Below are 18,483 nucleotides of genomic sequence, written 5' to 3'. Positions count from 1 at the left end.
GATTATTTGTCCAAATTTTCTACCGCCCACACAGCAGCTTCCACACGAGTGCGTAAGCTGATTTTCGCCAAAATGTGCTTGACATGCACTTTAACAGTAGATTCAGCAATGCCCAATTTGTTACCTATCATTTTGTTACTCATGCCATCTCGTATCATATAGAGCACCTGTAATTCACGCTCGGTCAAATCAGGGTTGCTTTCAGGTTGGACAGGCTTTCGTATGGCAGCTGCCAAAATGGGTGCAAGAGCAGGGCTAATAACAAGCTCGCCACGCAGGATACGGCGGATATTGCCAATAATCTCATCGGATTCCATGTCCTTTAACAGATAGCCGTCCACGCCCAACGCTAGGGCGTCTTGAACGTCTTTGATGTTGTCAGAGACGGTGAATAGTAGCACTTTGCCGTCAATTTGGCGTTCTCGGATGGCTTTTAGGGTTTCAAGTCCGTTCATCACGGGCATGTTGTGGTCTAGCACAATCAAATCCACGCTCTCATCTTGTAAAAAGCTCAACGCTTCAATGCCATGATTGGCTTCTCCTGCCACTTCAATGTCCATCTCTAAGGATAGCAAGTCCGCCACGCCACGTCGTAACATGGGGTGGTCATCAACAAGCAATAGGCGGGCAGGGCTGGTGGCGGTATAGATTTTTTGGCTCATGATAATATCTTTGGCTGGTTGGTTAGGTGAAATCGGTTAAGTTAAATAAATAATCGGTTTAATAAATGTGACAGAATACTCTATTATACCCCATTTATGACTCCGATGTTTTACCAAATTCATCATCGAGTTCATGGGTAAGCTCATAAGTGGCGGTGCTGATTTGTTCGGCAGTCCATTCTTTGAGCTTGGGTTTGGGGCGTGGGCTTTTGAGCTTTTTTAAGAAAAATTGGGGTAAAAAGCGAACAAATACTTCGGTACCTGTGGGGCGAATTGGTTCGGTGCTTATCGTGCCACCTAAATTCAATGCCCTCTCACTCATGGTGCTAAGCCCATAATGTTCAGGCTTTTGTTTGTCGCTTTGACAAATGCCAATGCCATCATCACTGATACGCAAGATGACTTCATAACTGATGCTGTCTTGGTAGAGCGTGATATTGACGTTCTTGGCGTGGGCGTGCTTGTGGACGTTGGACAGGGCCTCTCGGGTGATTTGCAACAAATCCACCTGCTCGGACGCAGATAGGTTTAGGGTCAGTACTTGGTTGTCAAAGTTAATGTTAAATCCGCCTTTGGCTTCAAACTCTTCAACCGTCATTTTTAAGGCGTCATTAAAATCACCCCCATCCACTTTTAGGCGGAAGGTGTTTAACAAATCCCGAAGCTGGGCATAGGCGTGGCTGGTGCCGTCATTTAGGTCGGTGCGGACTTTGTCTTGTTTTTGATGGATTTTTAGTAAAGTCTCTTTGTTTTGTAGGTTTGGCTCATCAGCAAGCAGTTTTTTCTCTTGTTCGCCTAGGGTTTTTAGCATGGCGGACTGGATTTTTAGGTGCGACAACGTCTGGGCGATGGAGTCGTGCAATTCACGGGCAAAGGTGTTACGCTCTTCGGACAGCAGCAGCTCTTCGGCTTGTTTTTGGCGTTGGTTTGACATAAAGGTCAAGGCGATGAGCTGTGCCAAAATGCCGAGCAGGTCTTGCTCGGACAAACCGTTATCGTCGCTGATGTTAAGTAAGGCAATGCGGTTTTTTGCCACAGGGCTGACAGGCTCACGCACCAGTAGCTCACCCCAGTTGGTATCGGTGCTTTTGATGGGGATGATACGGGTGTGCGTGTCGGTTTTTAGGTCGCAATGCTCGCAGTCGTCAGGCGTACAAAAGTCATGGTGTTTACGCTCCGACAGACTCATGATGACGTTATTTTCAAAATTTTGCCCATGAATGCACAGTGACAGCTCTGTGTTGGGCAGTAGGTGAGCGAAATTTTGAATGAGTTCATGAAGCTCTTCGGTGTTAAGATGGTGCGTGGTGGCGATTTTCTCAGCAAAATGGTACAGGCTATATAGAGCCTTGTTGCTTTGGGTGAGATGGTGCGTTTTGCGTTTGACTTCGGTTTCAAGCTCAGCTTGGTGGTTTTTGATGAGCGTCAGCATGGCAAAAAACGCGTCCGACAGCTCGTTTAGCTCTTGATAGCCTTTGATGTCCATCTTGCCCGCTTGCATGTCAAGCGATTTGCCTTGCCTAAAATGCCGAGCGGTGGCAGTTAGGTTTTTTAGGGGGGTTAAAGCATTGCGGTGTAGCTCCCACATGCCGACCAACATCACAAAGGTGATGAGTAGTAGCGAGATGATTTGGACGTGTTGTTGGTGTTCTTGGCGGTGCTCGTTGCGTTTGCCGATGGCGTCCACCAGATGATTGACATCATCCAAAAACACCAAAGAATGCTGATAAAATGCCGTGCTGTCGCTTTGTTCTAAACTTGGCAGTAAGGTGTGTTCCCAATCATGGCGGATTTCGGTAAGTGTCTCATCAATGTCGCCATGTTTATTGCTGTTTTTGGCTTGGTATAGGCTTAGTTTGTCAAGACGGGCGGTCATGTCGTCTGCCAAGATGGGGTTTGGCGTGTGGGGTGAATTTGGGTTTGTCGACAGTGCCAACTCGTGATTGATACGGTAGGTTGCCATGCGAATGGAACCTGCGTCATTGATGGCTTGGGCGTCCTTTTCGGCAGTATTGGCAAGATAAAAGCTGTATGTGGAAGCGGTCAAAATCGTACAAAAAATAAACGCCACCGCCAAGCCTGCACGCCGTGTCATGGAATGCCCGACTGTGGTCGGGCTTATCCAATGGGCAAATTGTTTTAACAAGGCAAGTGGCACGAGCTATACTCCCAAAAAGTTCATGACTAAAAATGATGAATGATTTTTAGTAAAATTGGTCAGCTACTTTTTATAAGTAGTTGAAAAAAATGGTATTTTATAAGCGATAAACCCAAATTAAGCCATACTACCAAAGAAGTAGTTGGCTATTATATAGAAATTTTGCCAATAAAAACTTGATTATAATCAAGGATTTTTTAATAAAATTTCACTATGATAACAACAACAATATTGAAACAGTTCTTTAACAAACTTGGCGATGGCAGGTAGGGCAACTTTATCATTAGCCACGCCAATTATACCCTAATTAAGGGGGGATTATGGCAACCGAAAAATCAAAACAACTGCTTGTACTAACTTCATCGACCATCGCATTTACCGTCTGCTTTATGATTTGGATGATGTTTGCGGTGCTTGGCATCCCAATCCAAAAAGCACTAGACTTATCTGAGACCCAATTTGGGCTACTTGCTGCCACACCTGTGCTGACAGGTTCTCTTGTTCGTCTGCCACTTGGCATGATGACGGATAAATATGGCGGAAAGGTTGTGCTTTTTGCTTTGATGATGGCATGTGTTGTGCCAATATTTTTGATGAGTTATGCCAATGCCTATTGGCAGTTTTTGGTGCTGGGTCTGTTTGCAGGGCTGGCAGGTGGCTCATTTTCGGTTGGGATTGCTTATGTCGCTAAGTGGTTTGAAGCAGACCGTCAAGGGTTTGCCATGGGTGTGTTTGGGGCAGGTAATGCAGGTTCGGCACTCACCAAAATGGTAGGCCCTGCCATCATCGCTTATGGCGGTTGGCAGTTTTTGCCAAAGGTGTATGCAGGGATAATGCTTGTTACTGCCATTGGCTTTTGGTTCATGTCTTTTGATAATAAGGCTCACCGTTCGGCAAGTAATGTAAGTTTTGCCAGTCAATTGGCGGTGTTAAAAGACCCCAATGTGTGGCGTTATAGTCAGTATTATTCCATTGTCTTTGGTGGCTATGTTGCCCTTGCTTTGTGGATGACCAAATATTATGTTAATGAGTATGAATTTAGCCTACAAACAGCAGCATTTTTGGCGGCATGTTTTAGCTTGCCAGGGGGCGTACTGCGTGCACTTGGTGGTTGGCTGTCGGACAAATACTCAGCCCATACCGTAACATGGTGGGTACTGTGGGCATCTTTTTTGTTTTTGTTCATCTTATCATACCCCCAAACAGATCTTGTGGTCAAAACGGTACACGGTGAGCGAGCGTTTCACATTGGTCTAAATGCCACCATTTTTACCATCTTGATTTTCTTTTTGGGTATTGCCTTTGCCATCGGTAAGGCCTCTGTATTTAAATATTTATCGGATGAATACAAAGAAAACATGGGGGCGGTCTCTGGTGTGGTTGGTCTGGCAGGGGGGTTGGGTGGATTTATCCTACCCATCATGTTTGGGGCGGCGGTGGACATCACAGGCGTGCGTTCATCGGCATTTATGATTATGTTTGGTGTGGTGTGGGTCAGCCTTGTGTGGATTTATATCTCGGAAGTCAAACCAAAAATGGAAGAAGGTCATCAGGCGATGTTAAAGATGAAAAAATAAATCATACAACATCGGCTAAAAGAAGCCATAAAATCAGGCGGTCTATGACGGGTCGCCTGATTTTTGTTTGTGTTTTGGGTAGGGGTTTGGTATGATGTGCCAATATAAAAATTGCCCTGATAAAACAACCAAGTAAGAAAAGTAGGCTTATCTGCGTTTTCATGATGGCACCAAAAATCACAGAATTTGGTATGATTAAAATCAGGGTAACATCACCACACCCAGCCCAATCATGCCCCAACAGGAAATCCCATGCTCACCCTTCATCATCTTAACCAGTCTCGCTCTTTTCGTATCTTATGGCTGTTGTGCGAATTAAATGCCTTGTATGGCACGTCTTTTCGTGTCATCAAACACGAGCGCACCAAAAGCCACCTTGCCCCAAAAGAGCTAACAGACATTCACCCCATGGGTAAAGCCCCGATTTTAATAGATGAGTCTTGTAACAAAACACTTGCTGAATCGGGTTTTATCATTGAATATCTGTTGCGTCATTATGACACACAAGCAAAACTCTCTCCAAGCGATGAAGCGTGGGAAGATTATGCTTTTTGGCTGCATTTTGCCGAAAGTTCACTCATGCCAAATCTGGTCATGCGATTGGTGTTTGCTAAAATCGTGCAAAAGTCGCCATTTTTTATCCGTCCTATCATCAAAAGTGTGCAAAAGGGCGTTGAGAAGTCCTTTATCTCGCCCAATGTGGATAAGGCATTAGCCCTGCTTAATGAGCGTTTGGCAAATCGGCATTATCTGTCGGGGGCAGGGCAGGGGGTGTTTGGTGCTGTGGATATTCATCTGCATTTTGGCATTGCTCAGATGAGAAAATCGGGTGGACTGCCTGATAAATGGGTGTATGTCCATAACTGGCTGGCATACTGCGAATCTCGTCCCAGTTTTGAGATGGCACAAAGTTATGAGTGATAAACTATGTGTAAATTACTCATCCTTTAACGAAAACTCTTCGGTGTATAAGCTCCAATTAAGTTTGGTGCGACAGGCTTGATAAAAATCCACATCCAAGGGGTGTAGTAGGATTAGGGATTTGTCGTGCTTGGTGATGAGTAGGGTTTGATTATTATCCAAAGGGACACTTGCCTCACCATCAGAACTGACCATGGGCTGAGTACGGTTATCTTTATGAATGTTAATGGTGATTTTGCTGGTGCCTGCGACCACGATGGGGCGACTAGACAGTGTGTGTGGGTGCATGGGAGCCAGACAAATGGCGTCTAGGCTTGGATGAATGATAGGGCCTCCTGCTGAGAGCGAATAGGCGGTAGAACCTGTTGGGGTTGCCACAATCAGCCCATCAGCATGCTGACGATAGACGTCAATGTCATCAATTTGCAGTTTAAAATCAATGGTATGCACCGATTTACCTGCGTGTAGCACCACATCATTTAGGGCGTAGCTTTCATGAAACACCTGTGTGTTGCCGTCATCATCTCGCCCGAGTACCTGCATTTTTAACAAAAAACGCTCATCGGTGTGATACTCACCAGCAAAGACTTCTGATAGCTCCGTCTCCAAACGCTCAGGGTTGATGTCCGCCAAGAATCCCAGTCGCCCACGATTGACCCCTAGCACAGGCACACCCGTTCCCGCCAATACAGAGCCTGCTTGTAGGATAGAGCCGTCGCCACCGACCACCATGACCAAATCACAATGCTCGCCCATGCGACCACGTGGCACGATTTTGATGGGGTTGTCATCTCTGTCAAAATCGATGTGTATGCCGTCAATGCTGGCGGTGCTGGTATCAATGGTAATCTCTAACCCCCACCCTGACAGCAGGTTAATGAGTTCATTTAATGTGGCGGTAATGCTTTTTTTGCCAGCACGCCCCATGAGTCCAATGCGTTTAAAATGGCTCTTTTGGATATTAAAAGATGTCGGTGAAATGGCGGTCTCGGTCATGACGGCTGATTGTCTTTAAAAAATAAAAAATATATGATAACCAAACTCCACCCAGACTACAAGTAAAAACCCATAAAGCTTGTAAATGATGCTACCATCCCCATTAATCAAAAAAATACCCATGTTGAGTTATCAAAACAGTAAAAATACTTGATTTTTAAAAGTAAATATAGTATAAAACACTAAACTGTTTTAATTCTCAATTTATCAATCTATTCTTAATTTTATATAAGGAAAATTATGGCAAACCCTATTATTAGTCGTACCGAACTGCTTGCAGGCGATGCACCAATGACCGTTAATGGCGTGGTCAAAAAGACCGCTCTACTGCTTGGCATCTCTGCTACCACAGGTTTTGGACTGTTCTTTTTTGCTCTGATGAGTGGTATATCATCAGGGGTGTTGGTTGGGCTGTTTATTGTGGCAATGCTTGCTACCATGGGCATTGGCTTGACGACTGCCTTTAAACCACACCTTGCCAAAACACTGTCAGTACCTTATGCTGCCCTAGAAGGGGTTGTCATTGGTGTGGCAAGTGCTTTTGCCTTTTATAAAGCCCCAAGTGTGCCACTGCTTGCCTTGTCAGCGACTTTTGTCAGTGCAGCGGTGATGCTAACCTTATACAGTACTGGCATCATCAAAGTAACCGAAAAATTCCGCTCATTGGTGGTATCTGCCTCTATCGCTATCATGATTGTTTATGCCATTCAGTGGATTATGTCGCTGGTGTTTGGCAGTTCTATCCCCCATTTGTTTAACGGTGGCATGATTGCTATTGGTTTTAGTGTATTTACCACGCTCATCGCTTCGTTCTTCTTGTTGCTTGATTTTAAAAATATTGAAGATGGTGTTATGTATGGTGTCAATGAAGAATTTGAATGGGTGTATGGCATTAGCGTATTAGCAACGTTGGTGTGGATGTATATTGAATTCTTACGTTTGATTGGTTATTTACAAGAATGACCGATGACCCTACTCTAAATAAGACCAAATAAAAACGCTCTTAATTAGAGCGTTTTTTTGTTGGATATTGATGATATCTTGCAACAAATTATCTTGCAACAAATGTTTGGCAAAGGTTCAACATGACTTAATTATTTGTTATAATTTGTCAATTTTGGTGAGCATGAGTTTATGGCGATGACTTCTCGTATGTTGATGATGGTGTTTTTGGTGGGCGTGACTTTGACCGCCTGTCAGTCATTACCGCCCACCGCCCATTTACCAGACAGTATCCAACTGACCGAACGGGTGCATTTGGCACATGAAGCGTTACTTGCCAAACGCATGAATAACCAAAGCGATCACAGTCAAGCCTATCTCAACCAGCGAGATGATGATAGGGACACAGGTTTTTTGGGCAAAGAAATCAATCGAGCATTAGATGCCCCAACCACACAAGGCGAGTCGTCTTTGAGTACCATCATTGATGAGCAGACCGAATATCATCCCACTTTATCAGGTTATTATCCCATTGCCACAGGTGCCAATGCTTTTGCGTCTCGCAGTATTCTCTCCGACATGGCAACCCACACCATCGATGTGCAGTATTATATCTGGCATGATGATGAAGCAGGGTTTTTGATGCTAAAAGATTTGTGGCAAGCGGCAGAGCGGGGTGTGCTTGTTCGTTTGCTTTTGGATGATTTTAATGGCAATCCTAGACTTGATGAACAGCTTGCCTTGTTTGCCAAGCATCCCAACATCGCCGTGCGTGTGGTCAATCCCTTTACCTATCGTCGTTATAAGTTTATGAATTACCTAACGTCGCCTGTGCGTATCAATGTACGCATGCACAACAAAAGCATGACATTTGACAATCACATTAGTATCATCGGTGGGCGTAATATCGGTAACGAATACCTAAACAATCATCACAACAATCATTTTGCTGATTTGGATGTTTTGCTGATCGGTCAAGTGGTTGATGATATCACCAAAAGTTTTGATGAATATTGGCAATCACCCACTGCTTATGATATTGAAACGCTGGTATCAACAGACAAACAGAGGTCATCTTCGTCATCGATGACGCTATTTGATAAAGATAATGATTTAGATATTACAAAAGATGAGCGGGCTTTACGCACTTATCGTGGTGCTGTGGCAAGCAGTACCATTGGTGAGGATTTACTCAATAAGAACGTCCCATTTCGCTGGGTTGATATGAAGTTTTTGGCAGACGATGCGTTAAAACTTAGTCCCAAAACTAAAAATAAAAACGCCAAAGATGAATATTTGGTGAATAAATTACGCCATGAATTCGGTCGCCCCAAAGAACGTTTGAGCATCATTTCATCATATTTTGTCCCTACCAAAGACGGTGTGCATGCCTTAACTGCTCTTGCTAAGGATGGTGTGAGGGTGAGCATACTGACCAACTCATTTGATGCCACCGATGTCGGAGCAGTGCATGCAGGATATGGGCATTGGCGTTTTGCACTGTTATCGGCAGGCGTGAGAATTTATGAATTAAAATCAACCGCCAAAGGCATGAGTGAAGATGAAAATAAACTGTGGCGTACCAAACACATGACCAGCACCAGCTTGCATGCCAAAGCCTTTGGTGTGGATGATCATAAAGTGTTTATCGGTTCGTATAATATTGACCCACGTTCAGCGAACATTAATACCGAGCTTGGTGTGATGATTTATGATAAAAAATTGGCACATCAGCTTCACGATGCCCTAAATAACGCAGATGATCAAGAGAATCTGGCGATTTTGCATCAAGTCTATGAGGTGCGTTTGGTTGATGGGCGATTACAATGGCGAACCATCGAAGACGGCAAAGAGGTTATCTTTTATCAAGAACCAAAAATGAACATTCCTGAGCGTATGGGTGTGACCATCATGAGCTGGTTGCCGATTGATTGGCTTTTATAATGGATTGATTTTTGTCATGTTATAAACCCACAATTTTTTATTGATTTTTAGTTAAGTATCCATGTGTTTTATTAATTTTGGTAATAAATAATGGAAATTGTTGCTATTTTAATCAATTTTTAGTACATTATACAAAAATAATACACAAATATTTACAATGCCACAAGCTACCTTATCTTCTCATCATATCCGCCTGATTGCCACGGTCGCTTCGGTGACCATGTTGGCATTTTTTGATTATGCCTTGGTGTTTTATCTCAAAGAGGTGATTGCTGACAATTTCTTTGGTGGGCGTGAAGTGATGTGGTTGTATTCGATGCAGGCGGTAGGGCTATTTTTGGGGGCGTATATCGCTCACCCCATTGGTGGGTTTTTACTCGGGCAGTATGGCGACATGAATGGCAGGCGTGCGGTGCTGTTTTTAAGCTTGTTTGGGCTGACGGTGTTTACGCTGATTCTTGCTTTCTTGCCAACTTATCAGCATTTGGGAGTGCTGGCTTCGATTTTGTTCATACTGGCTCGCTTTGGGCAGGGGCTGGCTTATGGCGGTCAGATTCCATCTGCGTTAGTGCTGATTACTGAACAGCTACCCATGCGTCATGTGGGCTTTGGTTGTGGTATTGTGGTGGCAGGAGCCTTGGCCGGATTGCTATTTATTAAGTTTTTGGTTACTTACTTGGTGGGTAGTTTAAGTTATACTGACATGCTAAGCTATGGTTGGCGGATACCGTTTTTGGTGGGTGGGGTTTTATCGGCAGGATTGCTACTGTCCTTAAAGCTACTTAAAGAAACGCCCATTTCTACCCAAACCAAAGACCGTCATGACACCGAAGAACATACGCTCAGTGCCATGAGTTTTGATGGATTGACCAAAACTCAAATCCAAGATTTGGCAAATACCAACATTTTTAATGAAGACAAGCAGGTCGCCCAAAAGCACTCTTTTTTGCAAATCATCACCAAAAATCGCTTGTCCAGTCTCATCCCTGCCATATTGGTATCATGGATTGTTTTAAGCGTGTTTATCGTTATTGCCATGATAATGCCTGAGCTGTTAAACATTAATTTTAGCATTTCAGAGAGTAATCTGATTTTTGGGTCGGGTATTGCCACGTTATTTATGATGATTGGCTGTGTGTTTTATGGCTATTTGGCAGACAGGATGAATATCGGCAAAGTCATGATTTTTGGGGGGATTTTGCTAATTGTAAATACCTCACTATTTTTTGCTCAGCTTAGATATGGTGGCGAGTTGATATTATTGTGGTCGGCACTGCTTGGCTTTTCGGGGGGTATGATTGCCACGCTTCCTGCGGTCTTGGTGCGACTGTTCCCCAGTAAAATCCGCCTAACCAGCATTGCCTTGACCTATAACGTCACTTATGCATTGGTGGCAGGTGGTGTGCCATCACTACTGGCGTTTGCTACTTTTCATCTGCCCCTTGCTCCTGCCTTGTATCTGTTGTGGGTGGGACTTGTCACGATATTTTTAAGTTTTTACATCTACTATCTGCCTAGAAGTGAGCGAGACATCGCCAGATAATCATGTGCTAATCATGTGCTAATCATGTGGCTTTATCCATGACAAACCACAAACGCCCGCACAATGCTGGACGGATAACGGTGGGAAGCGTAGAGCATGGACACATCATAGCTTGGCAACACGACATTTGGCAAGACTTCTGTTAGCCCACAATCCCTAATCAGCCTATCTGCCGTATAGTCGGCAAGCTGACATACCGCCCGCCCATTTATCGCCATAAACTCCACCGCTGAGCTTTCATTACTGGCAAACATATAAGGTAAATGGTAGGTTTGTTTGTCAATTTTAAAAGACAAAACCGTCTCACCATTTCTTGCCCAACCTGCCAAAGGAAAATTTGCCAAATCTTGTACCGTTTGGGGTGTGCCATATCGGGCAAGTAAGTCGGGGCGAGCCACCCATTTTGAGCAGACGGACAGCACTTTTTTGGCGATAAACTGCTCGCCATGCAACTCCCCCATGCGAAACGCCACGTCAATGCCGTCTGCGGTCATATCCAATACTCGGTCGGTCATGGTGCAATGGATTTGGATATGGGGAAACTGTGCTTGAAACTCGCCCACCCACGCCAAAATCGGCTCGCACGCAGGCACGGCAGAGATGCGTAACACGCCTTTTAGATTGCCTTGTTCTTCAAACAACACCTGTTCGGCATTCACAAGATTACCCATGGCAAGATGAGTTTGTTCATACAGGCGTTGCCCTGCCATGGTGGGCTTAACCCCTGATTTAAAGCGGTCAAATAATTGAATGTTTAAAGATTTTTCAAGCTCGCTAATCTGACGGCTAATGGTGGCAATCGGCACACCAAGTCGCTCGGACGTTTTGGATAAACTGCCGTCTTGGCAGACGCTGATAAATAGGCGTAGGGCGTTTAGGTTCATGGGGTTTCTCCCAAAATCTCTGTAATAAATTCAATAAAATTCAAGCACTTAATACCATTTATGCTGTTGCCGTCAAATTCATCAAGCGTTACCACATATTTGGGATAATTGTCGGCAATCTTTAATAAATTACCAAATTCTCGTTCGGCAGTTTTGTCGCTATCAATCATCAAAGCCACTTGCACATAAATGCGTTCGCCATTTTTATCCGCCACAAAATCAATCTCTTGGTTATTTAATCCGCCAATTTTAATGTCAAATCCTGCGATTTTTAAATGATGAAACACCATATTTTCCAAGATTTTGGCACGGTCAGAAATGCGATAGCCAATCAGGGCATTTCTGATTCCCAAATCTTCAAAATAATACTTTTCACCAATTTCAAAAATGCGTTTTCCTTCAATATCATAACGGTTTACTTTATGAATCAAAAAGGCATTACTTAGATATTCGGCATAGTTTTGTACTTGAATGTTGGATATATTAATTTTTTGTGATTTTAAAAAATCGCTGATTTTTTTGGCAGAAAACAAATTACCGATATTATCTGCCAAAAATTGCGTTAATTGCTCCAAAAACAAGCCATTGCGAATGTTGTAGCGATTAACAATATCACGCACAACAATGGTGGAATAAATGTTTTTCAAATATTCAAAAATAACATCATCTTGCAAAGGCAATTCTTTTAAAAATGGCAACCCACCATATTTAAAATACAAATTCAAAGATTTGGGATTGTTGTCTAATTGCATGAATTCCAAAAATTCAAAATAAGACAAGGCATAAACTTGAATTTCTATTGCCCGTCCGCTCAATGTGCCTGCAATATCGGTTGATAATAATTGGGCATTTGACCCTGTGCAATACAAATCCAAATCATCATCTAATAATAATGAACGAAGTGCCTGTTCAAAATTGGTAATCTCTTGAATTTCATCAATAAAAATATGATTTTTGACCCCTGCTTTTTTATTGGCAAGGACAAAATCCGCCAAATCTTGGGCGGTTTTGATGTGGCTAAATTGTAAATCTTCTTTATTGATATAAATGATGTGGGCAGTGCTGTCCGATTGTTTGATTTTTTCAATAAGCTGAAATAATAGATAACTTTTGCCAACACGGCGTTGCCCTGTGATGACCTTGATGAGTTTTTTGCCCATAAAGGGCATGATTTTGTCCAAATATTGCTTGCGAAAAATAAGGTTTTGCATATTTTTTAATCAATTTATTAAAAGTATAGTAAAAATTATAGCATAATTTTAAAAAAGTTTATATCATACTTAAAACTTTTCTAAAAAATAGCACTTATTAAAAGCATAAAAAATCACCTTTCCAAATATAAAAACCAACTTCCCAAAAACAGCCATTCCCAACCAAAATTAAAACCTTTACAATACCCTCACATTTACCAAACAGAGAACAATCATGTAAAACCGTATCACTCAAATCCTAAACATCAAACACCCCATCGTTCAAGCCCCGATGAGCTGGCTGACGGACGCTCATCTGGTGGCAAGCGTTGCCGAAGCAGGCGGACTCGGGTTTTTGGCACCGCACGCAGGGCAAACGACCGACCCCACGTCCAACGAAGAAGTGCTTGACCGTATGCGTAACGAGATTCGTAAAGTCAAAGCCTTGACCGATAAACCGTTTGGCGTGCCGTTTATCGTGTCTTATAATTTTGCCTTGATTCCGCTGATGGTGGATTTGTTCATCGAAGAGCGTGTGCCTGTGGTGCTGGATAATGGCTTGCTTGACCCTCAAATTTATGCCAAATTCAAACAAGCGGGTATCAAAATCATCTGCCGTCTGCCCAACCCCAACCTAGCGGACGCCCTAAAAGCCCAAGAACTTGGGGCGGATATTTTGGTACTGACGGACTTTGATGAAGGCGGCACCTTGCCGATGAAAGAGATTGGTAGCTTTAATGTGTTGGCAGAATTTGTCGGTAAAGTGGATTTGCCAATCATGCTCGCTGGCGGTATCGCTGACAAAAAATCGGTGCAAGTCGCCCAAACGCTTGGAGCAGAAGGCGTGTGGGTTGGCACGGCATTTATCGCCACCAAAGAATGCCGAGCGAGTGAAAAAGTCAAACAGTGGATTGTGGATTCTACCGCCAACGATTTGCTACTGTTCCGCACCGAGCCGTATTATTACCGTTCATTGCCAACCGAGCTTGCCAAACAATGCTTTCAAATGAGTGAAAGTGGAGCGAGCCGAGCCGACATCGCCAAAGTGATGAATGCCGGAACGGGTATGCGTTTGGGAATGCTAGAAGGCGATTTTGACAATGGCTATGTGTCGGTGGGCAATGGGATTTCTGCCATTGACCGTATCAAAAGCGTACAAGAATTGATTGATGAGTTGATGAATTAGTGCAAAATAGGGTGGTAGTCTAAAAAGTATGTTAAATTAGGTTTTCCGTTCGCCCTTGTATCAACCCAACACCAAACCTAGATTATCTGCTAGAATGTTGTTGGGTTATACAAGCAAAGAGAACACGGGTTCGCCCTTAGTGTCTTAACACTGGTGCTCAGATGGTGTCCTTTGCTTGTCATCTTAACTCTGAATGGTATCTAAGTGCGTTTATTAAAACAGACACTGCATAAACAAGGCAAGAGACAGATGATACACTATATTGGCATAGACATCAGCAAAGCAAAGTTTGATGTTGCATTTATAAACCCAAGCACAAATAAAGTAAAAACCAAGGTTTTTAACAACAACAAAGCAGGCTTTGATTTACTGCTTGCTTGGTTAAAAACCAATGTCAGCAATCATCTTGATGAGCTACACATCATCCTAGAAGCAACAGGGGTTTATCATGAACACCTAAGTGAGTTTCTTGATGATAATAATATCAAGCAAAGCATTGTCAATCCTAACTATGTCCGCAAATTTGCAGACAGTTTGGGGGTAATCCATAAAACTGATAAAAAAGACAGCATTATTTTATCAAGGTATGGTTATAGCCACAAGCCTGAGGTTTGGGTAGCACCTAGCATTGAAGCCAAACAGCTAAAAGCTCTATTGGCTCGCTTAGAAGCACTCAAAGAAGATTTGCAACGAGAGCAAAACCGACAAGAGTTGCTCTTATCACCCAATCTGCCCGATTTGGTTAAAGCATCCATGCAAACAGTCATCAGTGTCCTTCAAGAGGAAATTGCCAAACTCACCAAAGACATTGATGACTTTGTTGACAAACAACCAAGTTTAAAGCAAGACAAAACCTTACTTGAAACCATTGACGGTATTGGTTCTGTTATTGCCAAAGAAGTGGTATGCTTAATACATACCAAACAATTTAAAAAAGCCTCACAGATGGCTTCGTTTTTAGGCTTAATACCCAAACAAAGACAGTCAGGTGTCTTTAAGGGAGCAACCAAACTGTCCAAACAAGGGCAAGTCTCTTTGCGTGCTAAGCTGTATATGTCTGCAATGAGTGCCATTCGTTATAATAGCACCATTAAGGCATTTTATGAACGATTACAACAAAACGGTAAAACCAAAATGCAAGCCTTATGTGCTTGTATGCGTAAATTGGTACATATCTGTTTTGGTGTTATCAAAACCCAAACATCCTTTGAGCAACAAGTATCTTTAAGTTAGTTTGTAAGATACTAGATACCAGATACTTAAAAAACCATTGACTTAGGTGGGGTATCATGGTATCTGAGCTTGTCGAAGGGTGAAAGAAAACCTTTTCATGGTTCGACAAGCTCACCACGAACGGTTTTTCTTGTGGCATACTTTTTGAGCCAAAACCCAAAAATAAAATGCAGGGCGACTATTTTCCCTGCATTTTTTTAAATCACAACTCCTGCACCGTTTTTGGCATATTTTCTAGCATTTCGGTGGTGAGTTTTTGCATAAGTGGTGTTTGGCTAAATGCCGACACCGCTTTTTTATTGTCATCGCTTAGCGTATCAAAGACATGGGGTAGGCGAATGCCAATCCAAATCAGCGAACAAAGCAAAAGCTTATCGCCCCATTCATCGCTATCCGCCGAAAGCGTAGGCAAGGCAGGCAAAGTGCTGGTCAAAATATCGGTGGAGCGTGCCACAAAAGGGTGGGGCGTATCTTTGCCAAAAATTTGAGTGGAATAGGCTCGCACGCCTTGTGCGGTAATGCCTAACGCCTTGGCAATGCGTGGCAGGTTGTAGGCGGAGTTGTCCGTGTACACATCGGGGGCGAGTGCCTGAATGATGAGCGGGGTTTCGGTGATGACATCGCCATTTTGCCACGCCAACGCAGGAACTTGGCTAAATGAATTGACGGCGACAAGCTCGCTTGGGTTCTCCCACGGCACGACAAACCGCAGGGCAAGCTCAATGTTTTTGGTGTATGCAATCATAAGAAGCATACGAGTATAAGGCGATGTGGTGCTGATATATAGGGTTTGCATGGGGTGTCCTTTTTGTGGGTGTGGGTTTAGTATAGCATGGTTTTGGCAAATAAATCATTGAATTATCGCCAAGTCCGCTTTATAATGCGTTGAAACTCTTAAACCAAAAACAACACCCATGACCCAATCAAATATTAAGCCGACCCCCAAACCAAGCCCCGACCATGCCATGTCCGTCATGAAAGACTGCATTCCCATTTTTACGGTGCTGGCGGACGAAAACCGCCATTTGATTTTAAAACTGCTACTGGATAATGGCAAAATGAACGTCAATCAACTCACTGACAATCTGCACCTATCTCGCCCTGCGGTGTCTCATCATCTAAAAATCATGCTGTCCGCCAATGCTGTTAGCGTGGAGCAGATTGGCAAAGAGCGGTTTTACAGTTTGGCGATGAAAGATGAAATTGAACGACTGGGGGAATTGGTGGAGCTGATGAGAGTGTATTGTCCGAGTGGTGGGGTGTAACTCATTTAATAATGGCATCATAGTCGCTAATAATCTTGCTGACAAACTGATGATTTTGCTTTTCTTTTTTAAAATAGACATCATAAAAATAATGGTGTAGCACCGTTTCTATACTGTTAATATCTTTAAAATAATTGGTAACCCCTTTTCTCCTGTCAGAGATTTCATTTTGTGCATAATTATTCTGTACGTCGCCAAGTTCTTTATCCTGTCTGTGCTTAATGATTGTTTTTAGTAAGGGTATAACAAAATTATCTTTAAAGTTATGACAGCGAATAAATGCCCAAACGTTGTATTTTTCAAAAGATTTTTTGGTTAGTTCTTTACAAAAATCATTAAATTCATCTTGATTGTCAATTTGTTGATTTAATTGTGTATCTAGTGCTAACATTCTAGCTTTATAATCTGAAAAATCAAGGTTTAAGGTGATGTTTTGACATTCCTTACCTTTCAATCTAATGTTTTCTACCCAGTAATCATGCTCGTATTTATTTAGATTAAATAAATATAAAAATTTTTGATAAGGCTCAAACCAAATTTCGGATAATTGCTGAAAAATATTGACAATCTCATTGTTATGATTGTCTAAATATAATTGGAATTTTTCATCTAATATTTGACCTAGGCAATCAGGTGAAAATACAATATTTTCTCGCCCATGTGCGTAAGTTTGCAAAACAAAAGGACTGTTATTGATTAATAAACTTTTATCTCTGTGATTGGGGCATAAATAATCAAAATCGCTGTCAATTGCTATCAGTTGATTTTTACTACAAATTTGCAATAATTTTGATTTTCCTGTAATGGTCGTGCCATTTTCAGAATATAATTTAACTTCATGTTTTGTCGCTATTTTTTGCCAAAATTGCTTATCGGTAATGTCTTCAATGTAAATCACGCCTAATTTGCTTTTGTCATTACTTTCAAACTCTGCTAATAGCTCGTTATAGGCTTGTGAATATTTTTCAAAAAATGTTACATTCATTGTGTGATTTCTTCCATATTGACATAAACATCATTCCAGCCATTCATAATAATGGCGGGACTGTGTGTAACAATGATAAATTGAGCATCTGGATTTAATAAAGTTAATTGTTTAATAAAATCCGCTTGCCAATTTACATGTAAAGAAATCTCTGGTTCGTCCATTAAAATAATGGCGGTTTTATTTTTGTCTTGGTTACTTAATGCCACACGCAATAAAATATAAATCAGTTGGCGTTCACCTGATGATAAATCAGAATAATTAAGTTGTTTTTGCAATTGAATATCGGTATAAATTAGCTCATTATCCTGATAAATAACATTTTTACCAATTTGGTTAAAAAAGACATTTAAACTTAAAATCAATCTATCAATCACTTCTTTGGATTGAATTTTATTTAATTCATAAATAGTTTCACGAATCTCCATATCCAAAGCATTGGTTGTTTCTTGATTGCTTTTTTGGATAATATGGTTGGCGTTGGAATTTGTTAGATTAGCTTCAATAATGTCAATATATAGATTTTCTTCTTTTGTGGGGTGGTTTGGAACTTCTCCTGCAATTTGCATAGAAGTAGTCTTTTCTTTTATGTATTGCCTCGCCAAATCTAATAGTTCTTCTGGTGTAGATGCTTCTAGTCTTGTTATATTTTCAAAGTCAATATTGTGCTGAAAAATGATGTTTTTTACCCCATATTCAAAGATTAGCATTCCGTGAGTACAGTAGTTTTTGAGAAATCTATCATAAAAGTCTAAATCGTTAGATAATACACATCTAATGATAGACAAAATTGTAGATTTCCCACTCCCATTTTCCCCAACCAAAACATTTACTTGGGGATTGAGTTTCCAAAGTATGTCTTTTTTGCCAAATAGACCTTCAATTTGCACTTCTTGAATTTTCATTTTGTACTCTGAGAGTTTGATTTTGTGTGATATTTTAACAAAAACCCACCTAAAAATAAAGCCTATCAACCCCTTGACTTCCCCAAAAAATC

Annotated in this window: 16 protein-coding genes; 8 read left to right on the top strand and 8 right to left on the bottom strand. The window is 41.9% G+C overall.

Annotated features, from left to right (window positions below):
* Positions 1-2: 2 nt before the first annotated feature.
* Positions 3-662, bottom strand: a complete 660-nt coding sequence (gene narL / locus AAHK14_RS11925) for a two-component system response regulator NarL (RefSeq protein ID WP_065256527.1) — start codon at positions 660-662, stop codon at positions 3-5.
* Positions 663-756: 94 nt separating this feature from the next.
* Positions 757-2,820 (bottom strand): type IV pili methyl-accepting chemotaxis transducer N-terminal domain-containing protein, encoded by a 2,064-nt coding sequence (locus AAHK14_RS11920; protein ID WP_065256526.1) that lies wholly within the window; start codon positions 2,818-2,820, stop codon positions 757-759.
* A 320-nt stretch (positions 2,821-3,140) separates the two neighbouring features.
* On the opposite strand from AAHK14_RS11920, the gene AAHK14_RS11915 reads away from it, so the two are divergent.
* Together AAHK14_RS11915 and AAHK14_RS11910 are read left to right on the top strand one after the other, a co-directional pair.
* Complete coding sequence (locus AAHK14_RS11915; protein WP_065256525.1) at positions 3,141-4,397, top strand: nitrate/nitrite transporter; 1,257 nt, start codon at positions 3,141-3,143, stop codon at positions 4,395-4,397.
* 252 nt (positions 4,398-4,649) lie between these two features.
* Positions 4,650-5,318, top strand: coding sequence for a glutathione S-transferase (locus AAHK14_RS11910; RefSeq protein ID WP_065256524.1), 669 nt, complete (start codon positions 4,650-4,652; stop codon positions 5,316-5,318).
* Between the two features lie 15 nt (positions 5,319-5,333).
* Here AAHK14_RS11910 and AAHK14_RS11905 read toward each other — a convergent pair whose 3' ends face one another.
* Positions 5,334-6,314 (bottom strand): NAD(+) kinase, encoded by a 981-nt coding sequence (locus tag AAHK14_RS11905; RefSeq protein ID WP_065256523.1) that lies wholly within the window; start codon positions 6,312-6,314, stop codon positions 5,334-5,336.
* Between the two features lie 240 nt (positions 6,315-6,554).
* Here AAHK14_RS11905 and AAHK14_RS11900 point away from each other — a divergent pair, with 240 nt between their 5' ends.
* The 3 genes from AAHK14_RS11900 to AAHK14_RS11890 all read left to right on the top strand — a co-directional run bounded on the left by AAHK14_RS11900 (position 6,555) and on the right by AAHK14_RS11890 (position 10,743).
* Positions 6,555-7,277 carry a Bax inhibitor-1/YccA family protein gene (locus tag AAHK14_RS11900; RefSeq protein ID WP_065256522.1) on the top strand — a complete coding sequence of 241 codons (723 nt, stop codon included), beginning with the start codon at positions 6,555-6,557 and terminating at the stop codon, positions 7,275-7,277.
* A 171-nt stretch (positions 7,278-7,448) separates the two neighbouring features.
* Complete coding sequence (locus AAHK14_RS11895; protein ID WP_065256521.1) at positions 7,449-9,200, top strand: phospholipase D family protein; 1,752 nt, start codon at positions 7,449-7,451, stop codon at positions 9,198-9,200.
* Between the two features lie 157 nt (positions 9,201-9,357).
* On the top strand, positions 9,358-10,743 hold the full coding sequence (locus AAHK14_RS11890; protein ID WP_062500194.1) for an MFS transporter: 1,386 nt from the start codon (positions 9,358-9,360) through the stop codon (positions 10,741-10,743).
* A gap of 32 nt (positions 10,744-10,775) precedes the next feature.
* Here AAHK14_RS11890 and AAHK14_RS11885 read toward each other — a convergent pair whose 3' ends face one another.
* Positions 10,776-11,627: a LysR family transcriptional regulator gene (locus AAHK14_RS11885; protein ID WP_065256519.1), complete on the bottom strand. Its 852-nt coding sequence runs from the start codon at positions 11,625-11,627 to the stop codon at positions 10,776-10,778.
* Complete coding sequence (locus tag AAHK14_RS11880; protein ID WP_065256518.1) at positions 11,624-12,838, bottom strand: ATP-binding protein; 1,215 nt, start codon at positions 12,836-12,838, stop codon at positions 11,624-11,626. The genes AAHK14_RS11885 and AAHK14_RS11880 overlap by 4 nt, the downstream gene beginning before the upstream one ends.
* A gap of 226 nt (positions 12,839-13,064) precedes the next feature.
* Between AAHK14_RS11880 and AAHK14_RS11875 the strand changes: the two genes are divergently transcribed.
* On the top strand, positions 13,065-14,003 hold the full coding sequence (locus AAHK14_RS11875) for a nitronate monooxygenase (protein WP_065256517.1): 939 nt from the start codon (positions 13,065-13,067) through the stop codon (positions 14,001-14,003).
* Between the two features lie 204 nt (positions 14,004-14,207).
* Entirely contained in the window at positions 14,208-15,236 is a 1,029-nt protein-coding gene (locus AAHK14_RS11870; RefSeq protein ID WP_083108321.1) for an IS110 family transposase, read from the top strand.
* 202 nt (positions 15,237-15,438) lie between these two features.
* On the opposite strand, the gene AAHK14_RS11865 is transcribed toward AAHK14_RS11870, so the two are convergent.
* Entirely contained in the window at positions 15,439-16,032 is a 594-nt protein-coding gene (locus tag AAHK14_RS11865; RefSeq protein ID WP_065255637.1) for a glutathione S-transferase N-terminal domain-containing protein, read from the bottom strand.
* Between the two features lie 118 nt (positions 16,033-16,150).
* Between AAHK14_RS11865 and AAHK14_RS11860 the strand changes: the two genes are divergently transcribed.
* On the top strand, positions 16,151-16,501 hold the full coding sequence (locus tag AAHK14_RS11860) for a metalloregulator ArsR/SmtB family transcription factor (RefSeq protein WP_227514670.1): 351 nt from the start codon (positions 16,151-16,153) through the stop codon (positions 16,499-16,501).
* Between the two features lies 1 nt (position 16,502).
* Here AAHK14_RS11860 and AAHK14_RS11855 read toward each other — a convergent pair whose 3' ends face one another.
* The gene (locus AAHK14_RS11855) at positions 16,503-17,486 is read right to left on the bottom strand and encodes a hypothetical protein (RefSeq protein WP_065255636.1); all 984 of its coding nucleotides are present in this window, start codon (positions 17,484-17,486) and stop codon (positions 16,503-16,505) included.
* Positions 17,483-18,391, bottom strand: a complete 909-nt coding sequence (locus tag AAHK14_RS11850; protein ID WP_065255635.1) for an ATP-binding protein — start codon at positions 18,389-18,391, stop codon at positions 17,483-17,485. The genes AAHK14_RS11855 and AAHK14_RS11850 overlap by 4 nt, the downstream gene beginning before the upstream one ends.
* Positions 18,392-18,483 lie beyond the last annotated feature (92 nt).

This window comes from Moraxella sp. K1664 (assembly GCF_039693965.1).
In the GTDB taxonomy this organism is placed as follows: Bacteria; Pseudomonadota; Gammaproteobacteria; order Pseudomonadales; family Moraxellaceae; genus Moraxella.
The sequence above is the reverse complement of the archived record's forward strand: the minus strand, read 5'-3'. Positions and strand labels throughout refer to the sequence as shown.

What these genes read in the sequence shown, in the direction of transcription:
- narL (WP_065256527.1), bottom strand. Translation starts at nt 662, where the DNA reads ATGAGCCAAAAAATCTATACCGCCACCAGCCCTGCCCGCCTATTGCTT.
- AAHK14_RS11915 (WP_065256525.1), top strand. Translation starts at nt 3,141, where the DNA reads ATGGCAACCGAAAAATCAAAACAACTGCTTGTACTAACTTCATCGACC.
- AAHK14_RS11910 (WP_065256524.1), top strand. Translation starts at nt 4,650, where the DNA reads ATGCTCACCCTTCATCATCTTAACCAGTCTCGCTCTTTTCGTATCTTA.
- AAHK14_RS11905 (WP_065256523.1), bottom strand. Translation starts at nt 6,314, where the DNA reads ATGACCGAGACCGCCATTTCACCGACATCTTTTAATATCCAAAAGAGC.
- AAHK14_RS11900 (WP_065256522.1), top strand. Translation starts at nt 6,555, where the DNA reads ATGGCAAACCCTATTATTAGTCGTACCGAACTGCTTGCAGGCGATGCA.
- AAHK14_RS11895 (WP_065256521.1), top strand. Translation starts at nt 7,449, where the DNA reads ATGGCGATGACTTCTCGTATGTTGATGATGGTGTTTTTGGTGGGCGTG.
- AAHK14_RS11890 (WP_062500194.1), top strand. Translation starts at nt 9,358, where the DNA reads ATGCCACAAGCTACCTTATCTTCTCATCATATCCGCCTGATTGCCACG.
- AAHK14_RS11885 (WP_065256519.1), bottom strand. Translation starts at nt 11,627, where the DNA reads ATGAACCTAAACGCCCTACGCCTATTTATCAGCGTCTGCCAAGACGGC.
- AAHK14_RS11880 (WP_065256518.1), bottom strand. Translation starts at nt 12,838, where the DNA reads ATGCAAAACCTTATTTTTCGCAAGCAATATTTGGACAAAATCATGCCC.
- AAHK14_RS11865 (WP_065255637.1), bottom strand. Translation starts at nt 16,032, where the DNA reads ATGCAAACCCTATATATCAGCACCACATCGCCTTATACTCGTATGCTT.
- AAHK14_RS11860 (WP_227514670.1), top strand. Translation starts at nt 16,151, where the DNA reads ATGACCCAATCAAATATTAAGCCGACCCCCAAACCAAGCCCCGACCAT.
- AAHK14_RS11855 (WP_065255636.1), bottom strand. Translation starts at nt 17,486, where the DNA reads ATGAATGTAACATTTTTTGAAAAATATTCACAAGCCTATAACGAGCTA.
- AAHK14_RS11850 (WP_065255635.1), bottom strand. Translation starts at nt 18,391, where the DNA reads ATGAAAATTCAAGAAGTGCAAATTGAAGGTCTATTTGGCAAAAAAGAC.